This window comes from Mesorhizobium robiniae (assembly GCF_040545535.1).
Lineage (GTDB): Bacteria > Pseudomonadota > Alphaproteobacteria > Rhizobiales > Rhizobiaceae > Mesorhizobium > Mesorhizobium robiniae.
Map to the genome: position 1 here is coordinate 367,279 of NZ_JBEPMC010000002.1, position 16,416 is coordinate 383,694.

Consider the following 16,416-nt stretch of genomic DNA (forward strand, 5'->3'; position numbering starts at 1 on the left):
GCCTAGGCCCTCCGCGACTGGCTATATCGATGATCGAAATATTCGGCGAGTGCGAGCACGATCAGCACGATGGAAACCAGCACCAGCGTGAAATGATTGGGCACGCCAAGCCTGCGCGCCGCGCTCTCGCCGCCTATCGACAGCACCGAAAGCAGGAACACGAAGCCGATCGCGGCAAAGCCGTTCATGCGGGCGAGAAATACGGCAGGAATGACGGCGAGCCCGTAGGCGGGATTCCAGTCGGCACGGACATTGCCCTGGACCCCGACGATATCAACAGCGCCGGCAAGCCCGGCCAGCCCAGCCGAAATGGCGAAGACAGCAACGGTCAGGCCCGGGACGTTGAGCCCCGAGTGGACCGCCGCGCGCGGATTGGCGCCGACGATCCTCAGCTTCAGCCCGAACGCCGTACGGGTCATCACCAGATGCACGACGATGATCGCCGCCAGCCCAAGCAGCAGGCCACTGGTGATGGTCGTCTCGAACAGGCGCGGCAGCCGGTCCTCCACGGGCAGCGTGCGGGTCTGCGGCACGGTCGTGTTAGGATCGCGAAACACCAGCTTGACCAGAACATTGGCAAGCGAGGTGCCAAGGAACGTCATCATCAGAGTGGTAATGATCTCGTTGACGCCCTGGTAGGCGCGCAGCAGTGCCGGCACCAGCGACCAGATCATCGCCACCGCCATGGCTATTAGGAAAGAGCAGGTCAGCGCCAGCCAGCCCGGCATGATCTGAACGAACACGGGGGCGCAGGCGGCCGCCGTCACCGCGCCGAGCAGGAATTGGCCGTCGCCGCCCAGGTTCCACATGCCAGCGCGAAAGGCCACGATCAGGCCGGCGGCAAGGAACAGGAGTGGCGCCATGCGCGTCAGCGTCTGCTGGATGCCGAGCGGTGAGAACAGTCCTTTCTCCAGCACAAAGCCATAATAGGCGAGCGGGTTGACGCCGACTGCAAGCAGGATACAGCCGGCTATCACCAGAGCGATAAGGATCGGACCGAGCGTCATCAGCAGCCGATGCAGGATGTCGCGACGCGTGGCCGCCCCGCTGGTCGCTTCGAGCGCGGTAACATTGACCTGGGGGGCGGTATCGATGCTCATGCGGCAAGTCCGATCATCAGGCGGCCGACCTTGGTGCGCGCGTCGTCGGCATTCTCGACGATGCCTACCAACGCCCCATTGGCAATGACGCCGATGCGGTCGCACATGCCAAGCAGTTCCTCGAGGTCGGTGGAGATCAAGAGCACGGCAAGGCCGCGTGCCGCCGTATCGCGGATGCGCTGGCGCGACGCCAGCGTGTTGGCGAGGTCGAGCCCGTAGGTCGGCTTGTTGAAGATCACCACCTTTGCGCCTTCAGCGAGTTCTCGTGCCAGAAGCACCTTCTGGATGTTGCCGCCGGACAGCCGCGCCACGGGCGTTTTGAGGCTGGGCGTGCGCACATCATAGTCGCGCACGAGCTGGCCGGCGCGCTTGTCGATCTCAGCGCGCTGCTCGACGCCCTTGCGCCAGAACGGGGCCTCGCCGACCTGCTTGAGAAAGAAGTTGATCGAGACAGGGAAGGTGCCGACAGTGCCCTCGCCCAGCCGGTCGTCGGTCAAGTAGCGAAGGCCGCGCCGGCGGCGTTCGCCAACGCTCAATGTCTCGATGGCAGCGCCGTCCAGCCGCACACAGCCGCCGGTCGCCGTGCGCTGGCCGGCTATTGCTTCCGCCAGCTGCTTCTGGCCGTTGCCGTCTATGCCGGCTATGCCTAGGATCTCGCCCGGGCGAATGTCGAACGAGATCGACGACAGGCCAGGTGCGTTGTCCGTCGGCGCGACCGCCAAATTGGTAACCTGAAGCAGCGGAGGCGCTTCGGCTCGGACCGTTCGGATGGGACGCTCGACGGCTTCCGGATCATCCTTCTGCTTGCCGAACATCAATTCCACGATCTCCGAGATGATCTCCTGTTCGCCCAGCACGCGAAACCGCTCTGGCGGGATCTCCCCGACTTTGCGGCCGAGCTTGAGCACCGAGATGCGGTCGCCGAAAGCCGCCGCCTCCTTGAGCTTGTGGGTGATGAAGACGATCGCCAGCCCTTGCTCGACAAGTCGGCGCATCAGCGCGCCCAGCTCGTCGATGCCTTTTGGCGTCAGCATCGAGGTGGATTCGTCAAGGATCAGCAAGCGGCTATTGCGCACCACGGCGCGCAGGATTTCGACCTGCTGCTGCTCGCCCAGCGAAAGCTCCGACACCTTGGCATGCAGTTTGACCGTGATGCCCAGACTGCGGGTGATCTCGGCCACGCGCGCCTCAAGCTCCTCGGTCCTGGGGCGCTGCCACCATGGCCCGCCAAGCAGAAGGTTTTCCGCCACCGTCAGTGTCGGTACCAGCATCATGTGCTGGAACACCGTGCCGATGCCCAGCGCCAGCGCATGACGCGGCGAGGTGATCGGCGTCGGCTGGCCGTCGACCAGTATGCGTCCCTCGTCCGGCTGCTGCAGTCCAGACAGCATGCCTATCAAGGTGGATTTTCCCGCGCCGTTCTCGCCGAGAAGTACATGCACCTCCCCGGGACGGATCGACAGGTCGATGCTGTCATTGGCGACAATGCCGGGAAAGCGTTTGGTCACGCCTTCGAGCGCGACGATGTCGCGATTGTCGAGGGACGATGAGGAAACACTGCTCATGAAAGCCAGTCCTGAGAAACGGGAAACTTCCGGAGGGACGATCGCTCGCCCCTCCGGCAGATGACCTGTGCTCGCCTTACTGGGCGACGCTTGTCATCAGCGCCCTGACGGCGGTCGCGTCATAGATCGGATCGACCTTGATCTTGCCGGAAATGACGTCTTCGCGCAGGGCCTGGATATCCTTCCAGACATCATCCGGGATCGCAGCGGTCTGCAGCAGCTTGACCGAGTCGTCCTTGAGGCCGATCGTGTAGTTCTTGGTGCCGAACGTGTCGGCCTTGAGATCGGCGATCATCGCCGCGTAGACCGGCTCGATGTTCCACACTACCGACGACAGCAGGAAGCCCTTGTCGATCGGCGACTTGTCGCCGATGACGTCGATGAAATAGACTTTGCCGCCGTCAGCCGCCTTGGTCGTCTCAACCGCCTGCAGCATGCCGAAGCTCGAACCATTGCCCTGGCCGAAGATAATGTCGGCGCCCGACGCGATCACGCTTTCGGTTACGCGCTTGCCCCCGGCCGCATCGCTGTAGGCGGCCGGACCGATCACCGCATAAGTGATCTTGACGTCGGGGTTCTCCGCCTTCACGCCTTGCGCGAACGCCGCCGACTGCGAATTCCACGAAGGCGGTTCGCCCGACACGACGATGCCGACCGACTTGGAGCGCGACGTCTTGGCGGCGAGACGGCCGGCGAGATATGCGCCCTCGTGACCACTCAGCGTGTAGTCGGCGACGAGACCCTTCTCCAGGCCGGTCGGTGTATCGACGATCGCCACCGGGACCTTCAACTCCTTGGCGATCTCAGGCGCCGAGGTGTTGTAACCGCTGGCGTGGGCGATCAGCAGGCTGGCGCCGTCGGACGCCAGTTCCCGCAACGTGGGACGAACATCGCCATAGCCGAGGCCCTGGGCCACGACCACTTCGACGCCGGCGGCCTTGCCGGCCGCGTTGGCGGCATCGATGCCCTGCTGGTTCCAACCGTAGTCGGTGCCTTCTTCAGGCGTCAGGATAGCGATCGATTTGACTTCGCCAGCAAGCGCGCCACCCATCAAGGCTCCACTCAATATAACTGCACTTACATTGCTCTTCAGAAGCTTAAACATGTTACCCTCTCTGTTTGATTGACCAACCAATATTCTTATTGTTATTGCGCATAAGCGAGATAGACTGCCTGATAAATTCACCCTATGGAGCTCAGGCAAAGTGAAGATCCGTTATCTCCTTCCGGCGGCGCTGGCGTTCACGTCCTTCGCCAACGCCGTCGAGTTGCACGATGTCATCGTCCGCACCGGCACCGAAGGGCTCGACATGGTGCCGTTGACTATTTCGAATGCGGGCAATGATGGGTTGTCTTGCAATGCCGACTTGGCCCACTGGTATTCGGCCGGGATCGCGACGGTCGAGCCGGGCACGAGCGCTCGCATCGAACTCTGGTTCGACGCCAAGACCGGCACCTTCACCATTCTCAACGACAAACGCGAGAACCTGCCGGTCGAGCGGCTATGGTGCGGTCTCTCAGGCCGGGCGTACGCGACCCGCGTGCAGATCACGCTCGACCGCACCGACGCGACCAAGGGCATGCGCAACGTGTCCTGCAGCTTGGCCGAGGACAGGCTGGTGTGCAGGTAGCCACGCATTGATCGGTCCGACCGGGGCACCGCGCCTATTCCTTCGCCAGGAATTTATCGGTGAAGACGTCGTCAGCGGACAGAGGCGACTTGAGCACGCCCTGGACGGTAAGGGTCTTCAGCGTTTCCTCCCACTGCGTCTTCGTCATCCAGCCAAGGCCGTGTTCCTTGGTGTCCGGACTGGTGAAGGTCGACGCGATATCGGCGTTGATCTGCGCCAACAGCACGTCCTTCTTGTCCGCGTAACCGGGTACAGCCTTGGCAGTGATCTCGGCTGCCTCTTCGGGGTGCGCAACGACATAGTCGAACGCCTCCCTGTACGCTTTGACGAAGCGGGCCACGATTTCGGGCTTGTCCTCGATCATCTTCTGCGAGGTGAACAGCCCGGAACCGTAGGCCTTCCAGCCGAAATCGGCGCCCATCATGATGCTGAGCGAGCCTGGACCGCCGGCCTTGGCCTCAAGCTCGGGAACCTCGGCGTCGACATAGCCGACGACGGTCTGGACCCGGCCCAGAAGCAGGTAGCTTTCGTAGGGCGGTGATACGCTGTTCAGCGTCATGTCCTTCTCGGTCAGACCGTTGGCTGCCAGGAAGCCCCTGAAGAAGATGTAGGTTGAGCCGGCCGGATGAATGCCGATTGTAAGACCTTTGAGATCGGCCGGCTTGGTGAGCTTCACCGTCTTGGCGAGCGAGATGATCGCCAGCGGCGAATGCTGGTTGACGGCCGTCAACGCCACCACCGGGACATTCTGCGACCGCGCGACGGCGAGGGTTGGAAGATCGCCGAAACCGAAATCCGCGTTCTCGTTGCCCACCAACCGCATGGCGTCCGGCGAGCCGGAGCCCTTCCGGATCTCGGCCACCTCGATGTCGTTCTTGGCGAAGAAGCCCTTTTCCTTGCCGACGAAGAACATGGCGTGATTGCCGCGCACCACCCAGTCGAGCTGGACGTTGACGGTGTCTTTCGCCAGCGCCACGCCGGAGAAGCCGACCGCGCCGGCAAAGGCTACAAACGTGGCTGCCTTGATCAGTGAGCGTCTCAGCATTCGATCGATCCTTCCTGACTTTGACTGTCCCAGAAAACTAGGACTGGCTGAATTTCGGTGCCCACGGCACCACGATGCGTTCGAGAATTTCGGCTGCGTAGTAGAAGGCGATGCCCAGCACCGAAACGAGGAACAGGGCCGCAAAGACCAGTGCGGTGTCGAGTTGGGTCGAGGCGAACTGGATGACGTAGCCGAGCCCATCCGAGGCGCCGGCGAATTCGCCAACGATGGCGCCGATGACGCTGAGCGTCGCAGCGATCTTGGTTCCGGCCATCAGGTTCGGCAGCGAATGCGGGACACGGATCCTGAACAGGATCTGCGTCTGGCTGGCGCCGACCGAATTCATCAGCGACAGCAGCGAGCGATCGACCGACTGCATACCCGCCAGCATCGACAACGTCACCGGAAAGAAGGCGATGACCAGGATCAGCCCGATCTTGGGCGCGAGCCCGTAGCCGAACCAAAGGATGAAGATCGGCGCCAGTGCAACCTTGGGCACATTCTGGAACAGCACCACCAGCGGATAAAGCGCTCGCCCCAGCCAGTCGAAGCGCACGATGATCAGTGCGATGGCGATGCCGACCACGACGGAGACGAGGAAACCGAACAGGATCTCGCCCGCCGTCACCAATGTCGCTTGCATCAGCGTTCCCCATTGCGCGACCAGTGATCGCGCGATCTCGGACGGGGCGGGAATGATGAATGCGGATATGGCGAAGATCCGCACCGCAGCTTCCCACACCATGATCGTCGCCAGCAGAAGGATGACCGCCGGAAGCCAGCTGGCTGTCGCCGCACTCCAGCCTGAGGCCAGCCGCGACTGCGCGAGATTGGTGACGGGTTGATCGCTCACGACACGCCCCCCGGTTGATGGCTGGCGCGCAACATCGTCCGCAACTGAACCGCCAGCCTGACGAACTCCGGATCCTCCGTCACCGACAGATCGCGCGGATAGGGCAGCTCAACGTCGAGGCTCTCGGTGATCCGCCCCGGCTTGATCCCCATAACATGGACATGGAGGGACAAATGAATGGCCTCGTCGATGGAGTGGGTGACGAGCACGATGGTCTTGCCGGTGCGCTGCCAGATCTCCAGCAGCGACTGGCCCATCGAATCCCTGGTAATGGCGTCGAGCGCGCCGAATGGCTCGTCCATCAGCAGCACAGCCGGATCGAGCGCCAGTGCGCGTGCAATGGCGACGCGCTGGCGCATGCCGCCGGACAATTCATGCGGGCGCTTGTGAGCGCTGTCGCCCAAGCCCACCAGTTCCAGCATCTCCTGGCCGCGCGCCCGCAACTCGGCGCGTGAGAGCGACTTGTCAGCAATGCTGAGCAGCATCGATGCGTTGTCGACGGCATTCTTCCAGGGAAGCAGGTTGGCGTCCTGGAAGACGAGGCCGATCATGCGCTTGCGCGCCGCCTCCACCGGCGAAAGCCCGGCGATCGAAACGCTGCCGCTTGTCGGATTTGCAAGCCCGGCCAGAACCTTGAGCAACGTGCTCTTGCCGCACCCGGAAGGACCGATAAGCGAGACAAACGACCCTTCCGGTACTGAAAGGTCGATATTCTGCAGAACCTGCTGCCTGGCCAAGACCACCGAAACGCCCTTGGCCGAGATCAGGTCGTCATGGCGGATACGGGACGGCTGGCCGTCGGCTGCTCGAATGGTTTCAATGCGCATGGCTTGCCGCTCCATTCGCTGCCGTCAGCCGTGGCCGGACCGTTCGATCCGGAAAGGCACACATGGCTGGGATGGCCGCCGTGGCGACCTCCCCAGCCCTGCTGACCCTGTGAGAACGATACACCACCGGCTACTCCCGACCTTCCAGGATGCGCCGCACCGCAACGAGTTTGCGCGCCCGTTCGCTCTGCAGCGCCTTGGCCTGCTCGGGCGTATAGGAGAACATGCCCTCGCCCGACTTGATGCCGAACTTCGACGCTTCCGTCTTTTCCAACACCATCGGCGCGACATCGTCGCGATTGGAAAGATCGGCGTTGAGGAAGGACGAGACGGATTTGTAGATATCCAGGCCCGCCATATCGAGCAGCGCCATAGGTCCGATAACGGCGATTTTGTAGCCAATGCCCCACGAGACGCAGGTGTCGAGATCTTCCGGATCGATGACGCCGCGCTCGACCAGGTCGACCGCCTCACGCAGCAGTGCATAGAGGACGCGGTTTTCGACGAAGCCCGGTACGTCCTTCTTCACCACCACCGGCAGCAAGCCGATGGAGCGGATCAGGTCGCGGATCGTCGCCACGGTTTGCGGCGCGGTCTTCTCGCCGGCGATCACCTCGATCATCGGGATGATGTGCGGCGGGTTCGACCAGTGCATGCCCACCATCCGCTCGGGATGCGATATATGCTCCTGCAGCTTGGTGATCGGGATACCCGACGTGTCGGACGCGACGATCGTATCGGATGCTATCAGCCCGTCGATCGTGCGATAGACATCGGCCTTCACCGAAATGTTTTCAGGAACGTTCTCGATGACCAGGTCGGCGCCGGACACCGCGTCGGCGATGTCGTCCGTGAATCGAACGGTCCCAACGCCGGCCGGCGGAGGCGCGATGTCCAGCGAGTCGAGAACGGTTTCGGCCACACTCAGCATGGATCGCGCGCGCTCGATCGCTGCCGGGGCAACGTCGTAGGCGACGACCTGCAGACCGCCTCTGGCGAGCCGGGCGGCCATGCCCGGTCCCATCGTCCCCAGACCGATGACGGCGATACGTCGGATCATTGCACTGCCCCGCTTTCTTTTGAGCTCGCGATGAGGTCGGCGGCTTTCTCGGCGATCATGATCACTGCCGCATTGATGTTTCCGCAGACCAGGTCGGGCATGACGGAAGCGTCCACCACTCTGAGACCTTGGAGGCCGCGAACGCGCAATTCCGGGTCAACGACCGAGGCTGCATCGACCCCCATCCGGCAAGTCCCGGCCGGATGATGCACGGTGATGGAGGTCCGGCGGATATGCTCGTCGATCTCGTCGTCGCTCTGACAGTTCGGGCCGGGAAAAAACTCCGCCTCGATGAAGGGCTGCATGGAGGGCTGCGCCGCGAGATCCCGTGCCACCCGGAAGCCAGCCCTGAGGGACTCCCAATCCTTCGGCGAGGCGAGGAAATTCTGGTGGATCAGAGGCGCCGCGGAAGGATCAGCCGACGCCAGTTTCACCGCCCCCCGGCTTTCAGGCTGTGTCGCCACGATCCGCGTTGCGAAGCCGTCGGTAAACGGTGCCTTGAACGGCTTGAGATATGGCCATGCGGCGAGCGGGGCCGCCGTGAAGAGCAGTTGCACATCCGGCAACGGTCGCGCCGGACCGCTCTTCAGGAAAGCGACCACCCCGCCGGGCACATCCGCCGAAAAACCTCGTCCCGTGAGGTAAGTCTTGAGGAAATCGAGCCCGATGCGGTCGGCGCGCATGTTGCGCAGGAAGGGGCCTGGAGTCCGGCGCCGGTACATCAGAATGACCGAGACGTGATCCTGCAGGTTCTTGCCAACCCCGGGCAGGTTGACCCTCGTCTGTATACCGTGAGCAGCAAGCTCCTCCTGGGCGCCTATGCCCGACAGCATCATGAGTTGCGGCGTGTTGATCACGCCGCCGGCAAGCAGCACTTCCTTGCGCGCGACGACGGTGCGTTCACCCCCCTTGTGGTTGATTGTGACGCCCGTGGCGCGCGCACCCTCCAGCACGACCTTGGTAGCATTCGTTTCTGTCAGGACTGTCAGGTTTGGCCGCTTCAGCACCGGCCGCAGATAGGCTGATGCGGTCGACGAGCGCCGACCTTTTGCAATCGTCATCTGCAGGCGGCCAAAACCCTCCTGAAGCTCGCCATTGTAGTCGTCCGTCTGCTCATAGCCTGCCTGGACGCTGGCCTGCGCAAAGGCGTCGATCAGGGTGTCCTTGTAACGGCAGAACTGAGTGTTGACCGGGCCGGCTCCGCCGCGAAAATGGCTTTCTCCGCCTTCCCAGCTTTCCTGCTTCTTGAAGTAGGGGAGCACCTTGTCATACGACCAGTCATGGAGCCCGCTGGCGGCCCAGCGGTCGTAGTCGCCGCGATTTCCCCTGACATAGGCCATTGCATTGGTCGAGGACGATCCGCCGATGACTTTGCCGCGCGCGCACTCGACCCTACGCCCGCCGACATTGTCTTCCGGCTCGCAGAAATACATCCAGTCATGGCGTCGCTCGGTCAGGATCTTGCCCCAGCCAAGCGGGATATGGATCATGGGGTCACGGTCCCAGCCGCCGGCCTCCAGCAACAGCACCGAACATCTCGGATCAGCGCTCAGCCGGTTGGCGAGCACGCAGCCGGCCGATCCGGCCCCAACGATAATGTAATCGTAACTTTCCGCGTGCGGCATGGTGTTTCATTGCCTTCGTCTGACGCCCTGCGTCAGGGAACTATTGGAACGGAGTCCGGAAAATCCTGGCAAAGACCAGGACGGTCCAAGCAATCCTCAAGGCAGGGGCACTAAGCCAGGCCTGCCTGCCTGAGACGCTGTGACCAATGATCCCATCCCCGGTCGATTTGCGCGCCGACAAGCTTTCCCGCCGTATCGATCTCGCCCGGCGACAGATACTTGATCGTGCCGATCCGCAGGCCGGCCGTGAGCGCTGCCGCTTCCTGCTCAAGATAGAAGGCGCGGAAGACGACCTGCCTGACGGAACTGCCTACATTCACGACACCATGACGCGCCATGAGAACGACAGGATAGCTTCCGAGGCTTTCGGCGATGTCCCGACAGACGCTCGGGCTGTTGCCAAAGAGATCGGTCTCGTCGCCGTGCTTGTCGCGGATCTCGTAGACGGGGACGGCATCGCCGAGAAAGGCGCCCATATGGGTGACGGGCCGAAGCGGCTGGTCGACGAAACAGTAAGGCAGCACGGCCGGAGAATGGGTGTGGAGCACGCATTGAACGTCGGGACGCGCCTTATAGATCTCGCTATGGATATAGCGCTCCAGATAGGAGGGGCGATTGTCCGACGTCTCGCCGTCAAGGTTGAAGCGCTGGAAGTCATCGACCGTTATCACGCTTGGAGCAAGTTTCTGTGCCAGGAAGAAGCTTTCGGGATCCTCCGGATCACGGGCACTGATGTGGCCGAAAGTATCCATAATCCCTTCGTTTACCAAGATTTTCGTGGCCGTAACCAGCTCCTCGAAAACCTTGGCGTGGACGGATTTATTCTCTGCCATTTCAAATTCTCCCGTTGCATGGCATCCGCGATCATATTTATTGTTGTTATTGATCGCCGATGCAGGAATTCACTTGTTTTCGTAGATGCCGACGATCCGGTTTTGCTCGATGATGTTGCCGGCATATTTCTGGAGGAACTCCTCCCTGGTGGGCGTCCCTTCGACCTCAGTGTCCAGGGCATAGACCCAGAAGTAGTAGTGATGCTCTCCATGGCCCACGGGCGGCTGAGGCCCGTAATACTGCATGCCGCCGGCGCCGTTGGGTCCCACGCGAAATTTTTCCTGCGCGTCCGAGAGGTCGGTGGTCGACGGAGCGATGCCGTAGACGACCCAGTGCGTGAAACCGTTGGGCAATGGCGCGTCCGGATCGTGGCAGATGACGGCGAGCTCTTTCGTCCCTGCCGGGACGCCGCTGACCTTTAGCTTGGGCAATACATTGCCCTTGTCGCCCGCATGCTCGTCGCGCAATTTGCCGAGCGGCTGGAAGTCCCCAGACGTTATTTTGAGGTCCTTGATGTTCAGGGGCATGGAAACTTCGTCCTTTCAGTAATTTCGATCGACTAGACAGCGGCAGCCTTGAGGTCAGCGACGGTTTTGCCGCCGACGCGCTGATGCACACGCGGACCCGATGCGACAGCCACGCAGATCAGAAGCTCGTCCGGGCGCGGGGCATCCGGCACGCAAAAGGTGACGGCATCGTAATGGGACCGGATGTAGAGCTCGTCCTTGTGGGCGAGCGGGATGTCGATGGTGGTCCCGGCCACAGCAACCTTGCTCACCGACGAGATCCAGGCTTTGCCACCACCCACCTGCTGGCGCAGCGGATCGCCGAACACCGTGGTGATGCACGCGACGACATGCTCCTGTTCGCCGGCGATGCCGGCGATACCGCCTTTGCCATAGCTTTCCACCTGCCTGTTGCCGAGCAGGGCGACGGCGCGTTCACCGAGCGCATGGCCTATGGCCGCGCTTGGATTCGTCAGATCGGACAGCTCGGCGAGGAACTTTCCGGCAAACGGATTGCGTATGACAACGCCCGCCGCAATCTTGACGAGGCTGTCGCCCGGTTTGCCGCCGTCATGACGGATTTCCTGGACCGAGGAATACCACCCCCTGACCTCATAGTGTTTTTCGACTTCGCTAGAATAGGTCATCCTCGTCTCCTGAAGGGAAGGCGCTTTTGGTATGGCCGAGCTTTTCGACCCGTGTTGCCCGATGCTACTGCGGCCATGAGTAGACGCGGCGGATTGGGTCGTAGCGGGCAGCTTCCAAAGCCGCCGGCGTGAACATGTTTCCTTTCGAGAGCGAGCGATTCGCGGCGTAATCGGCGGATAAAGCCTGGCAGCGATCGGTGATCGGGCGGATGCGCTTCTCCCACTCGACCAGCGCGTCCTCCACGGACCCAACCGCCTCCACGTCTTGCGACAGGCTGAAGGCATTGACCATCGAGCAACCCGCGCCCTGCGCAAGGGCAGGGCACATTGCATGGGCGGCATCGCCTACCAGCGCGACCTTGCCTCTCGTCCAGCTATCCAGCTTGGTCGTCTCGTATTTGTCGTACCTGGCGGTCGTGAGCTTCGCCGCTTCGACGAGGCACGGCTCGAGGAACGGAAACATCTCTACCCAGACCTCGAGATCGATCGGAACGCGCGATCCGCGCGGATCGGCCGCCGGAGCCATCATGCCGAGGTAAAGTTCCTTCTTATTGCAGGGCGAATAGAGGATGCGCTGAACCCGAGGGCTGAAGTTCCACATGTCGATGGTGTTATCCCACTCGCCATCGCCGAGCTCTTCCTTCTTGCGGGGCACGATCAGGCGTATGATACCGTCCGTGGCGCTCCATCGATCCTGCTTGAAGCCGATGGAATCTCTGACCTTGGAGCCGACGCCGTCGGCGCCGACGATCAGGTCGGCTTCCAGGACCTCGCCAGTACCGAGGGTAAGGCGACCTTTCGGATCGGCGGTGACCGCTTCGGAATTGACGCGCATCTCGACACCTACGGCACGAGCGCGACTGACCAGAGCATCGTGCAGATGGCGCCGGGTCATGATGCGCCAGGGGAGACCGTTAAACGTCTCCTTCGAGACCGACTTGTTGTGCATCCACGTCTCGTAGGTCGGAGGCGTGTGGGAGCCCTGAAGAACGTCGTCCAGCGCACCCAGCGCTTCGAGCACGCGAAGGCCATTGTGCCAGAGATATATGCCCGCGCCGAATGCCCTAAGTTCAGAGCTCTTCTCGTGCAGCGTCACCTCCCAGCCATTCTGCCTGAGAGCGATGGCGGCTGTCAGGCCGGCAAAGCCGCCGCCGGCGATCTGGGCACGACGCGTTTTGCCGGAAGTTATATTTACGTTGGCCATTTTCTGATCTCGCTGCATACAAAGGTCGGCACTTGGCTGTCAGGCGTCTATGAAGTTCGTGATGGCTTTCAGGCTAATCTCCGGAGAGACCTCGTTGACGTAGTGGTCGGCGCCCGGAACGACGACGACAGGCAGGTCGGGCCGCAGGCGACTTGTCTTGGCCAGAGCCGCCGCGGAAACCAGCTTGCTTGCCTCACCCCGAACGATGAGAACAGGTTTCGTGACCTCCCGATAGGCCGGCGCCAGGTCCGATCGAAGGCCCCTGGCGGTCTGCGCCATAGCCGCGGGGGAGGCCAGCGGCCGCAGCCCGCCTTCGACCGGCTGATAGCCACTTTGGGCCCTGATCTTGATGGCATCGGCGGGAATGTTGGGATAGCGCCCGGCGAGATACGCTTCGATGGCCGCTTCATTGTCGAAAAGCTGGTCCCCGGCGTTCACTCGCGCTTCCAGCGCGTCGAACGCTTCAGTCTCGATGTACGGGGTGAAGTCGATCGCGACGACCGACCGCACCAGGTCCGGGTATTTCGCTGCGGCCGTGACGGAATTTCTGGCACCGAGCGAATGTCCGACCAGGATGGCACGGCCCCGGTCGAGAACCCGTATCAGGCCGGCAATGTCGTCCGCGTAGTCATCGGCTTCGTAGCCGCTTTCGGACTTGTCGCTGAGACCGTGTCCCCGCTGGTCAACCGCAATGGTCGTGAACCGATCGGACAGCTTGGCCATCAGCGGCCCGAAGACGGCGGAGTTGGAGGTTATTCCATGGAAGAACAGCATCAATGGGCCGTTGCCCTGCTCGCGCACGTTCAAGGCGATGCGGCCAATGTCTAGACGTCGCGAGTCCAAATGATCGGAAGGCCTATCTGCCGCCATGCTTATGATCCTTGCCGCCACTGCCCGTGCCCTGCAAAAGGATCATAGGAAGCCAATGCCCGTCAAGAGGATTGTCAGACAATCTTCATATTTGACAATCTGACTATCCCGCTGTCAAACTCCCACTGCCGGGCGTATCATGCTCAACAACGACTCGGCGGCCCACGAGAACTGACCCATGCCCGTAGATTTCAATTTTCGAATCTCGCCACGAACCGTGCAGCAGGAGACGGTGGACAAGCTACGGCTGGCCATCTTTTCCGGGCTGTTTCAGCCGGGAAGCCGGCTTATCGAAAGTCAGCTGTGCACGGAACTCGGCATCAGCCGCCCCTCCCTCAGGGAAGCCCTGCGCAGTCTCGAGGCCGAGCGCCTGATCGAGATCGTACCCAACCGCGGACCCTCGATACCGGCACTTTCGTGGGAGGTGGCCACCGCCATCTATGAAGTTCGAGAGCTGCTGGAAGTCGAAGCAGCGGGACGATGCGCCTTGAGAATTTCCCCCGAACAATTGCGTGAACTCAAGCGATCCCTGTCCGCGTTCGAACAGGCGGCCTCCAGCAATGACAGCCTGGCGCAGGTGATGACGGCCGCGGATTTCTATTCGATCATACTGGCCAATTGCGGGAATCCGGTCCTGGAGGAAGTCCATCGCGGTCTGGTGGCCAGGATAAGCTTCTTTCGAGGACGATCCATGTCATTGGAAGGCAGAGCACAAAGCAGCCTGACGGAGATGAGGGAGATAGTCGAAGCCATCGCCGCGGGCGACGAGGAAGCCGCCCGCAAGGCCTCGAGGCAGCACGTCCTGAAGGCAAAAGCCGCCGCCAAGAGATCCATGGACGGCGCAGTTTGAGTTGTCGAAAGCGTCTGACGGCGCGTCCGTTCACGATATTGCGTATCGAGACTATCCGCCTAATGCGGATCCGTGCGCCGGCCTTCACCACACCGGAACGCCGGCTACCGGGCCATGTAAGCGCCAGACGGAGTGATGATGACCAGTGCCAATGTTGAGCGGAGACTGGACTGCAATATTGCCATCGTCGGCGGCGGCTCGGCTGGCGCGTTGCTGGCAGCACGGCTGAGCGAGGATCCAGCCCGCCGCGTGCTGCTGATCGAGGCAGGCGCAGAGGCAGCGGATCCCGACATATGGAACCCTGCCGCGTGGCCGCTGCTTCAGGGCCGCGACTATGATTGGGACTATCGCACGGAGCCGCAAGCCGGGACTGCGGGACGGGTACATCGCTGGGCGCGCGGGCGGTTGGTCGGCGGCTCGAGTTGCCTTCATGCCATGGGGTATATGCGCGGTCATCCTTCCGACTACCAGGCCTGGGCCGATACGACTGGTGATAGCCGCTGGAGTTGGGAGGGACTTCTGCCTGTTTTCCAGGCTATCGAAGACCACCCGCTTGGTGGCGACGGCATCCATGGCAAGGAGGGGCCGTTGCCGGTCTATTTGCCGGCGGATGAAGTCAGTCCGGTTGCTCGCGCCTTCATTGAAGCAGGCGCATCGCTGGGTCTGCCTCGGCTTCAGGGCCACAACAACGGGGAGATGATCGGTGTTACCCCCAACTCCTTGAATATTCGTGACGGGCGGCGGGTTACAGTGGCGGACGCATGGCTGACGCCAGCTGTTCGAAGCCGGCCAAACCTGACCATCCTTACGCAAGCCCGGGTGCGGCGGCTCAAATTGGACGGCAATCAGGTCTGCAGTCTGGAAATCGTTGGGCGACAGGGTTTGGTCGAAGCTTTTGCGGATCAGGTTGTGCTTTGTGCAGGAGCACTGGAAAGTCCGGCTTTGCTGATGCGCTCGGGCATAGGTCCGCAAGGTAAGCTGGACGCAGCGGGCGTCGGCTGTGTGATCGACATGCCGGGGGTCGGTCGAAACCTGCAGGACCACCTGCTTGGCGCCGGCAACTTTTACGCAGCCCGCAAGCCGGTTCCTCCGTCACGCCTCCAGCATTCCGAGTCGATGGCCTACATGCGAGCGGGCACCTTCGCCGCTAACGGGCAGCCTGAAATAGTAGTCGGTTGCGGCATCGCTCCGATCGTGTCGGAATGCTTCCAGGCACCCGCCGCCGGCACGGCGTACTCGCTGCTGTTCGGGATCACCCATCCGACGAGTCGCGGCAGCATAGGTATAAGCGGGGCAGAGATCGGCGATCGACTGATCATCGACCCCGCGTACTTGCAAACCGGTCGCGACCGCGAACTGTTTCGCCAAGCTCTTGAGGCGGCACGGGCGGTCGGGCATCGAGATGAACTCGCCGATTGGCGAGAGCGGGAACTCCTGCCGGGGACTCTGAACAGTGTAGCCGAGATAGACGACTTCGTAGCGCAGTCGGTCATCACCCACCATCATCCTTGCGGCACCTGCAGGATGGGCAAGGATGCGGATGCTGTCGTCGATTCGGATTTGCGGTTAAAAGCGCTCGACAATCTCTTTATCGTAGATGCTTCGATCATGCCTAGCCTTACAAGCGGTCCAATTCATGCTGCGGTTCTCGCGATCGCCGAGACGTTCGCTCGGACTGTGGCCTACGACATGGTCTAATTCACGGTTCAAGTCTGGACCGGTTCCACTCATGTGTTGCTCACCAGCATGCCAATCGGGTTCGTCCGCGCATGGCCTCCACACGGCATGTCGCGTAGCAT

The 16,416-nt window shown here is 61.9% G+C and carries 16 protein-coding genes; 3 read left to right on the plus strand and 13 right to left on the minus strand.

What is annotated here, in order from left to right:
* Nucleotides 1–2: 2 nt before the first annotated feature.
* The 3 genes from ABID19_RS06180 to ABID19_RS06190 form a co-directional block, all read right to left on the minus strand.
* Entirely contained in the window at nt 3–1,100 is a 1,098-nt protein-coding gene (locus tag ABID19_RS06180) for a putative B6 ABC transporter permease subunit 2 (protein WP_354488863.1), read from the minus strand.
* Nucleotides 1,097–2,665 carry a putative B6 ABC transporter ATP-binding protein gene (locus tag ABID19_RS06185; RefSeq protein WP_354488865.1) on the minus strand — a complete coding sequence of 523 codons (1,569 nt, stop codon included), beginning with the start codon at nt 2,663–2,665 and terminating at the stop codon, nt 1,097–1,099. The genes ABID19_RS06180 and ABID19_RS06185 overlap by 4 nt, the downstream gene beginning before the upstream one ends.
* Nucleotides 2,666–2,741: 76 nt before the next feature.
* A complete protein-coding gene (locus ABID19_RS06190; protein WP_435528692.1) occupies nt 2,742–3,716 on the minus strand; it encodes a putative B6 ABC transporter substrate-binding protein in 975 nt (324 codons plus the stop codon).
* Between the two features lie 154 nt (nt 3,717–3,870).
* On the opposite strand from ABID19_RS06190, the gene ABID19_RS06195 reads away from it, so the two are divergent.
* Nucleotides 3,871–4,296: a hypothetical protein gene (locus tag ABID19_RS06195; protein WP_354488869.1), complete on the plus strand. Its 426-nt coding sequence runs from the start codon at nt 3,871–3,873 to the stop codon at nt 4,294–4,296.
* 34 nt (nt 4,297–4,330) lie between these two features.
* Here the strand turns inward: ABID19_RS06195 and ABID19_RS06200 are convergent, their stop codons facing one another.
* From ABID19_RS06200 to ABID19_RS06245, 10 genes are all read right to left on the minus strand, one after another.
* Complete coding sequence (locus tag ABID19_RS06200) at nt 4,331–5,341, minus strand: ABC transporter substrate-binding protein (protein WP_352936986.1); 1,011 nt, start codon at nt 5,339–5,341, stop codon at nt 4,331–4,333.
* A 37-nt stretch (nt 5,342–5,378) separates the two neighbouring features.
* Nucleotides 5,379–6,194, minus strand: a complete 816-nt coding sequence (locus ABID19_RS06205; protein ID WP_354488871.1) for an ABC transporter permease — start codon at nt 6,192–6,194, stop codon at nt 5,379–5,381.
* Nucleotides 6,191–7,021 carry an ABC transporter ATP-binding protein gene (locus ABID19_RS06210; RefSeq protein ID WP_354488873.1) on the minus strand — a complete coding sequence of 277 codons (831 nt, stop codon included), beginning with the start codon at nt 7,019–7,021 and terminating at the stop codon, nt 6,191–6,193. Before ABID19_RS06210 ends, ABID19_RS06205 begins: the two co-directional genes overlap by 4 nt.
* A gap of 130 nt (nt 7,022–7,151) precedes the next feature.
* The gene (fhmpcd1, locus tag ABID19_RS06215) at nt 7,152–8,081 is read right to left on the minus strand and encodes a 5-formyl-3-hydroxy-2-methylpyridine 4-carboxylate 5-dehydrogenase (protein ID WP_354488875.1); all 930 of its coding nucleotides are present in this window, start codon (nt 8,079–8,081) and stop codon (nt 7,152–7,154) included.
* Nucleotides 8,078–9,706: a GMC family oxidoreductase gene (locus tag ABID19_RS06220; protein WP_354488877.1), complete on the minus strand. Its 1,629-nt coding sequence runs from the start codon at nt 9,704–9,706 to the stop codon at nt 8,078–8,080. The genes fhmpcd1 and ABID19_RS06220 overlap by 4 nt, the downstream gene beginning before the upstream one ends.
* Before the next feature lie 110 nt (nt 9,707–9,816).
* Nucleotides 9,817–10,539: a class II aldolase/adducin family protein gene (locus tag ABID19_RS06225; protein WP_354488878.1), complete on the minus strand. Its 723-nt coding sequence runs from the start codon at nt 10,537–10,539 to the stop codon at nt 9,817–9,819.
* 69 nt (nt 10,540–10,608) lie between these two features.
* Nucleotides 10,609–11,067: a YbhB/YbcL family Raf kinase inhibitor-like protein gene (locus tag ABID19_RS06230; RefSeq protein WP_354488880.1), complete on the minus strand. Its 459-nt coding sequence runs from the start codon at nt 11,065–11,067 to the stop codon at nt 10,609–10,611.
* A gap of 32 nt (nt 11,068–11,099) precedes the next feature.
* Nucleotides 11,100–11,693: an amino acid synthesis family protein gene (locus tag ABID19_RS06235; RefSeq protein ID WP_354488882.1), complete on the minus strand. Its 594-nt coding sequence runs from the start codon at nt 11,691–11,693 to the stop codon at nt 11,100–11,102.
* Nucleotides 11,694–11,757: 64 nt separating this feature from the next.
* Nucleotides 11,758–12,897, minus strand: a complete 1,140-nt coding sequence (locus ABID19_RS06240; RefSeq protein WP_354488883.1) for an FAD-dependent oxidoreductase — start codon at nt 12,895–12,897, stop codon at nt 11,758–11,760.
* Between the two features lie 39 nt (nt 12,898–12,936).
* A complete protein-coding gene (locus ABID19_RS06245) occupies nt 12,937–13,773 on the minus strand; it encodes an alpha/beta fold hydrolase (protein WP_354489482.1) in 837 nt (278 codons plus the stop codon).
* 211 nt (nt 13,774–13,984) lie between these two features.
* Between ABID19_RS06245 and ABID19_RS06250 the strand changes: the two genes are divergently transcribed.
* The gene (locus ABID19_RS06250; protein ID WP_354488885.1) at nt 13,985–14,617 is read left to right on the plus strand and encodes a GntR family transcriptional regulator; all 633 of its coding nucleotides are present in this window, start codon (nt 13,985–13,987) and stop codon (nt 14,615–14,617) included.
* A 138-nt stretch (nt 14,618–14,755) separates the two neighbouring features.
* Complete coding sequence (locus ABID19_RS06255) at nt 14,756–16,315, plus strand: GMC family oxidoreductase (protein ID WP_354488887.1); 1,560 nt, start codon at nt 14,756–14,758, stop codon at nt 16,313–16,315.
* The last annotated feature ends 101 nt before the right edge of the window (nt 16,316–16,416 follow it).

Coding starts and splice junctions, on each gene's coding strand:
- ABID19_RS06190 (WP_435528692.1), bottom strand. CDS start 3,716: ATGGGTGGCGCGCTTGCTGGCGAAGTCAAATCGATCGCTATCCTGACG.
- ABID19_RS06185 (WP_354488865.1), bottom strand. CDS start 2,665: ATGAGCAGTGTTTCCTCATCGTCCCTCGACAATCGCGACATCGTCGCG.
- fhmpcd1 (WP_354488875.1), bottom strand. CDS start 8,081: ATGATCCGACGTATCGCCGTCATCGGTCTGGGGACGATGGGACCGGGC.
- ABID19_RS06240 (WP_354488883.1), bottom strand. CDS start 12,897: ATGGCCAACGTAAATATAACTTCCGGCAAAACGCGTCGTGCCCAGATC.
- ABID19_RS06210 (WP_354488873.1), bottom strand. CDS start 7,021: ATGCGCATTGAAACCATTCGAGCAGCCGACGGCCAGCCGTCCCGTATC.
- ABID19_RS06200 (WP_352936986.1), bottom strand. CDS start 5,341: ATGCTGAGACGCTCACTGATCAAGGCAGCCACGTTTGTAGCCTTTGCC.
- ABID19_RS06220 (WP_354488877.1), bottom strand. CDS start 9,706: ATGCCGCACGCGGAAAGTTACGATTACATTATCGTTGGGGCCGGATCG.
- ABID19_RS06230 (WP_354488880.1), bottom strand. CDS start 11,067: ATGCCCCTGAACATCAAGGACCTCAAAATAACGTCTGGGGACTTCCAG.
- ABID19_RS06180 (WP_354488863.1), bottom strand. CDS start 1,100: ATGAGCATCGATACCGCCCCCCAGGTCAATGTTACCGCGCTCGAAGCG.
- ABID19_RS06255 (WP_354488887.1), top strand. CDS start 14,756: ATGACCAGTGCCAATGTTGAGCGGAGACTGGACTGCAATATTGCCATC.
- ABID19_RS06235 (WP_354488882.1), bottom strand. CDS start 11,693: ATGACCTATTCTAGCGAAGTCGAAAAACACTATGAGGTCAGGGGGTGG.
- ABID19_RS06225 (WP_354488878.1), bottom strand. CDS start 10,539: ATGGCAGAGAATAAATCCGTCCACGCCAAGGTTTTCGAGGAGCTGGTT.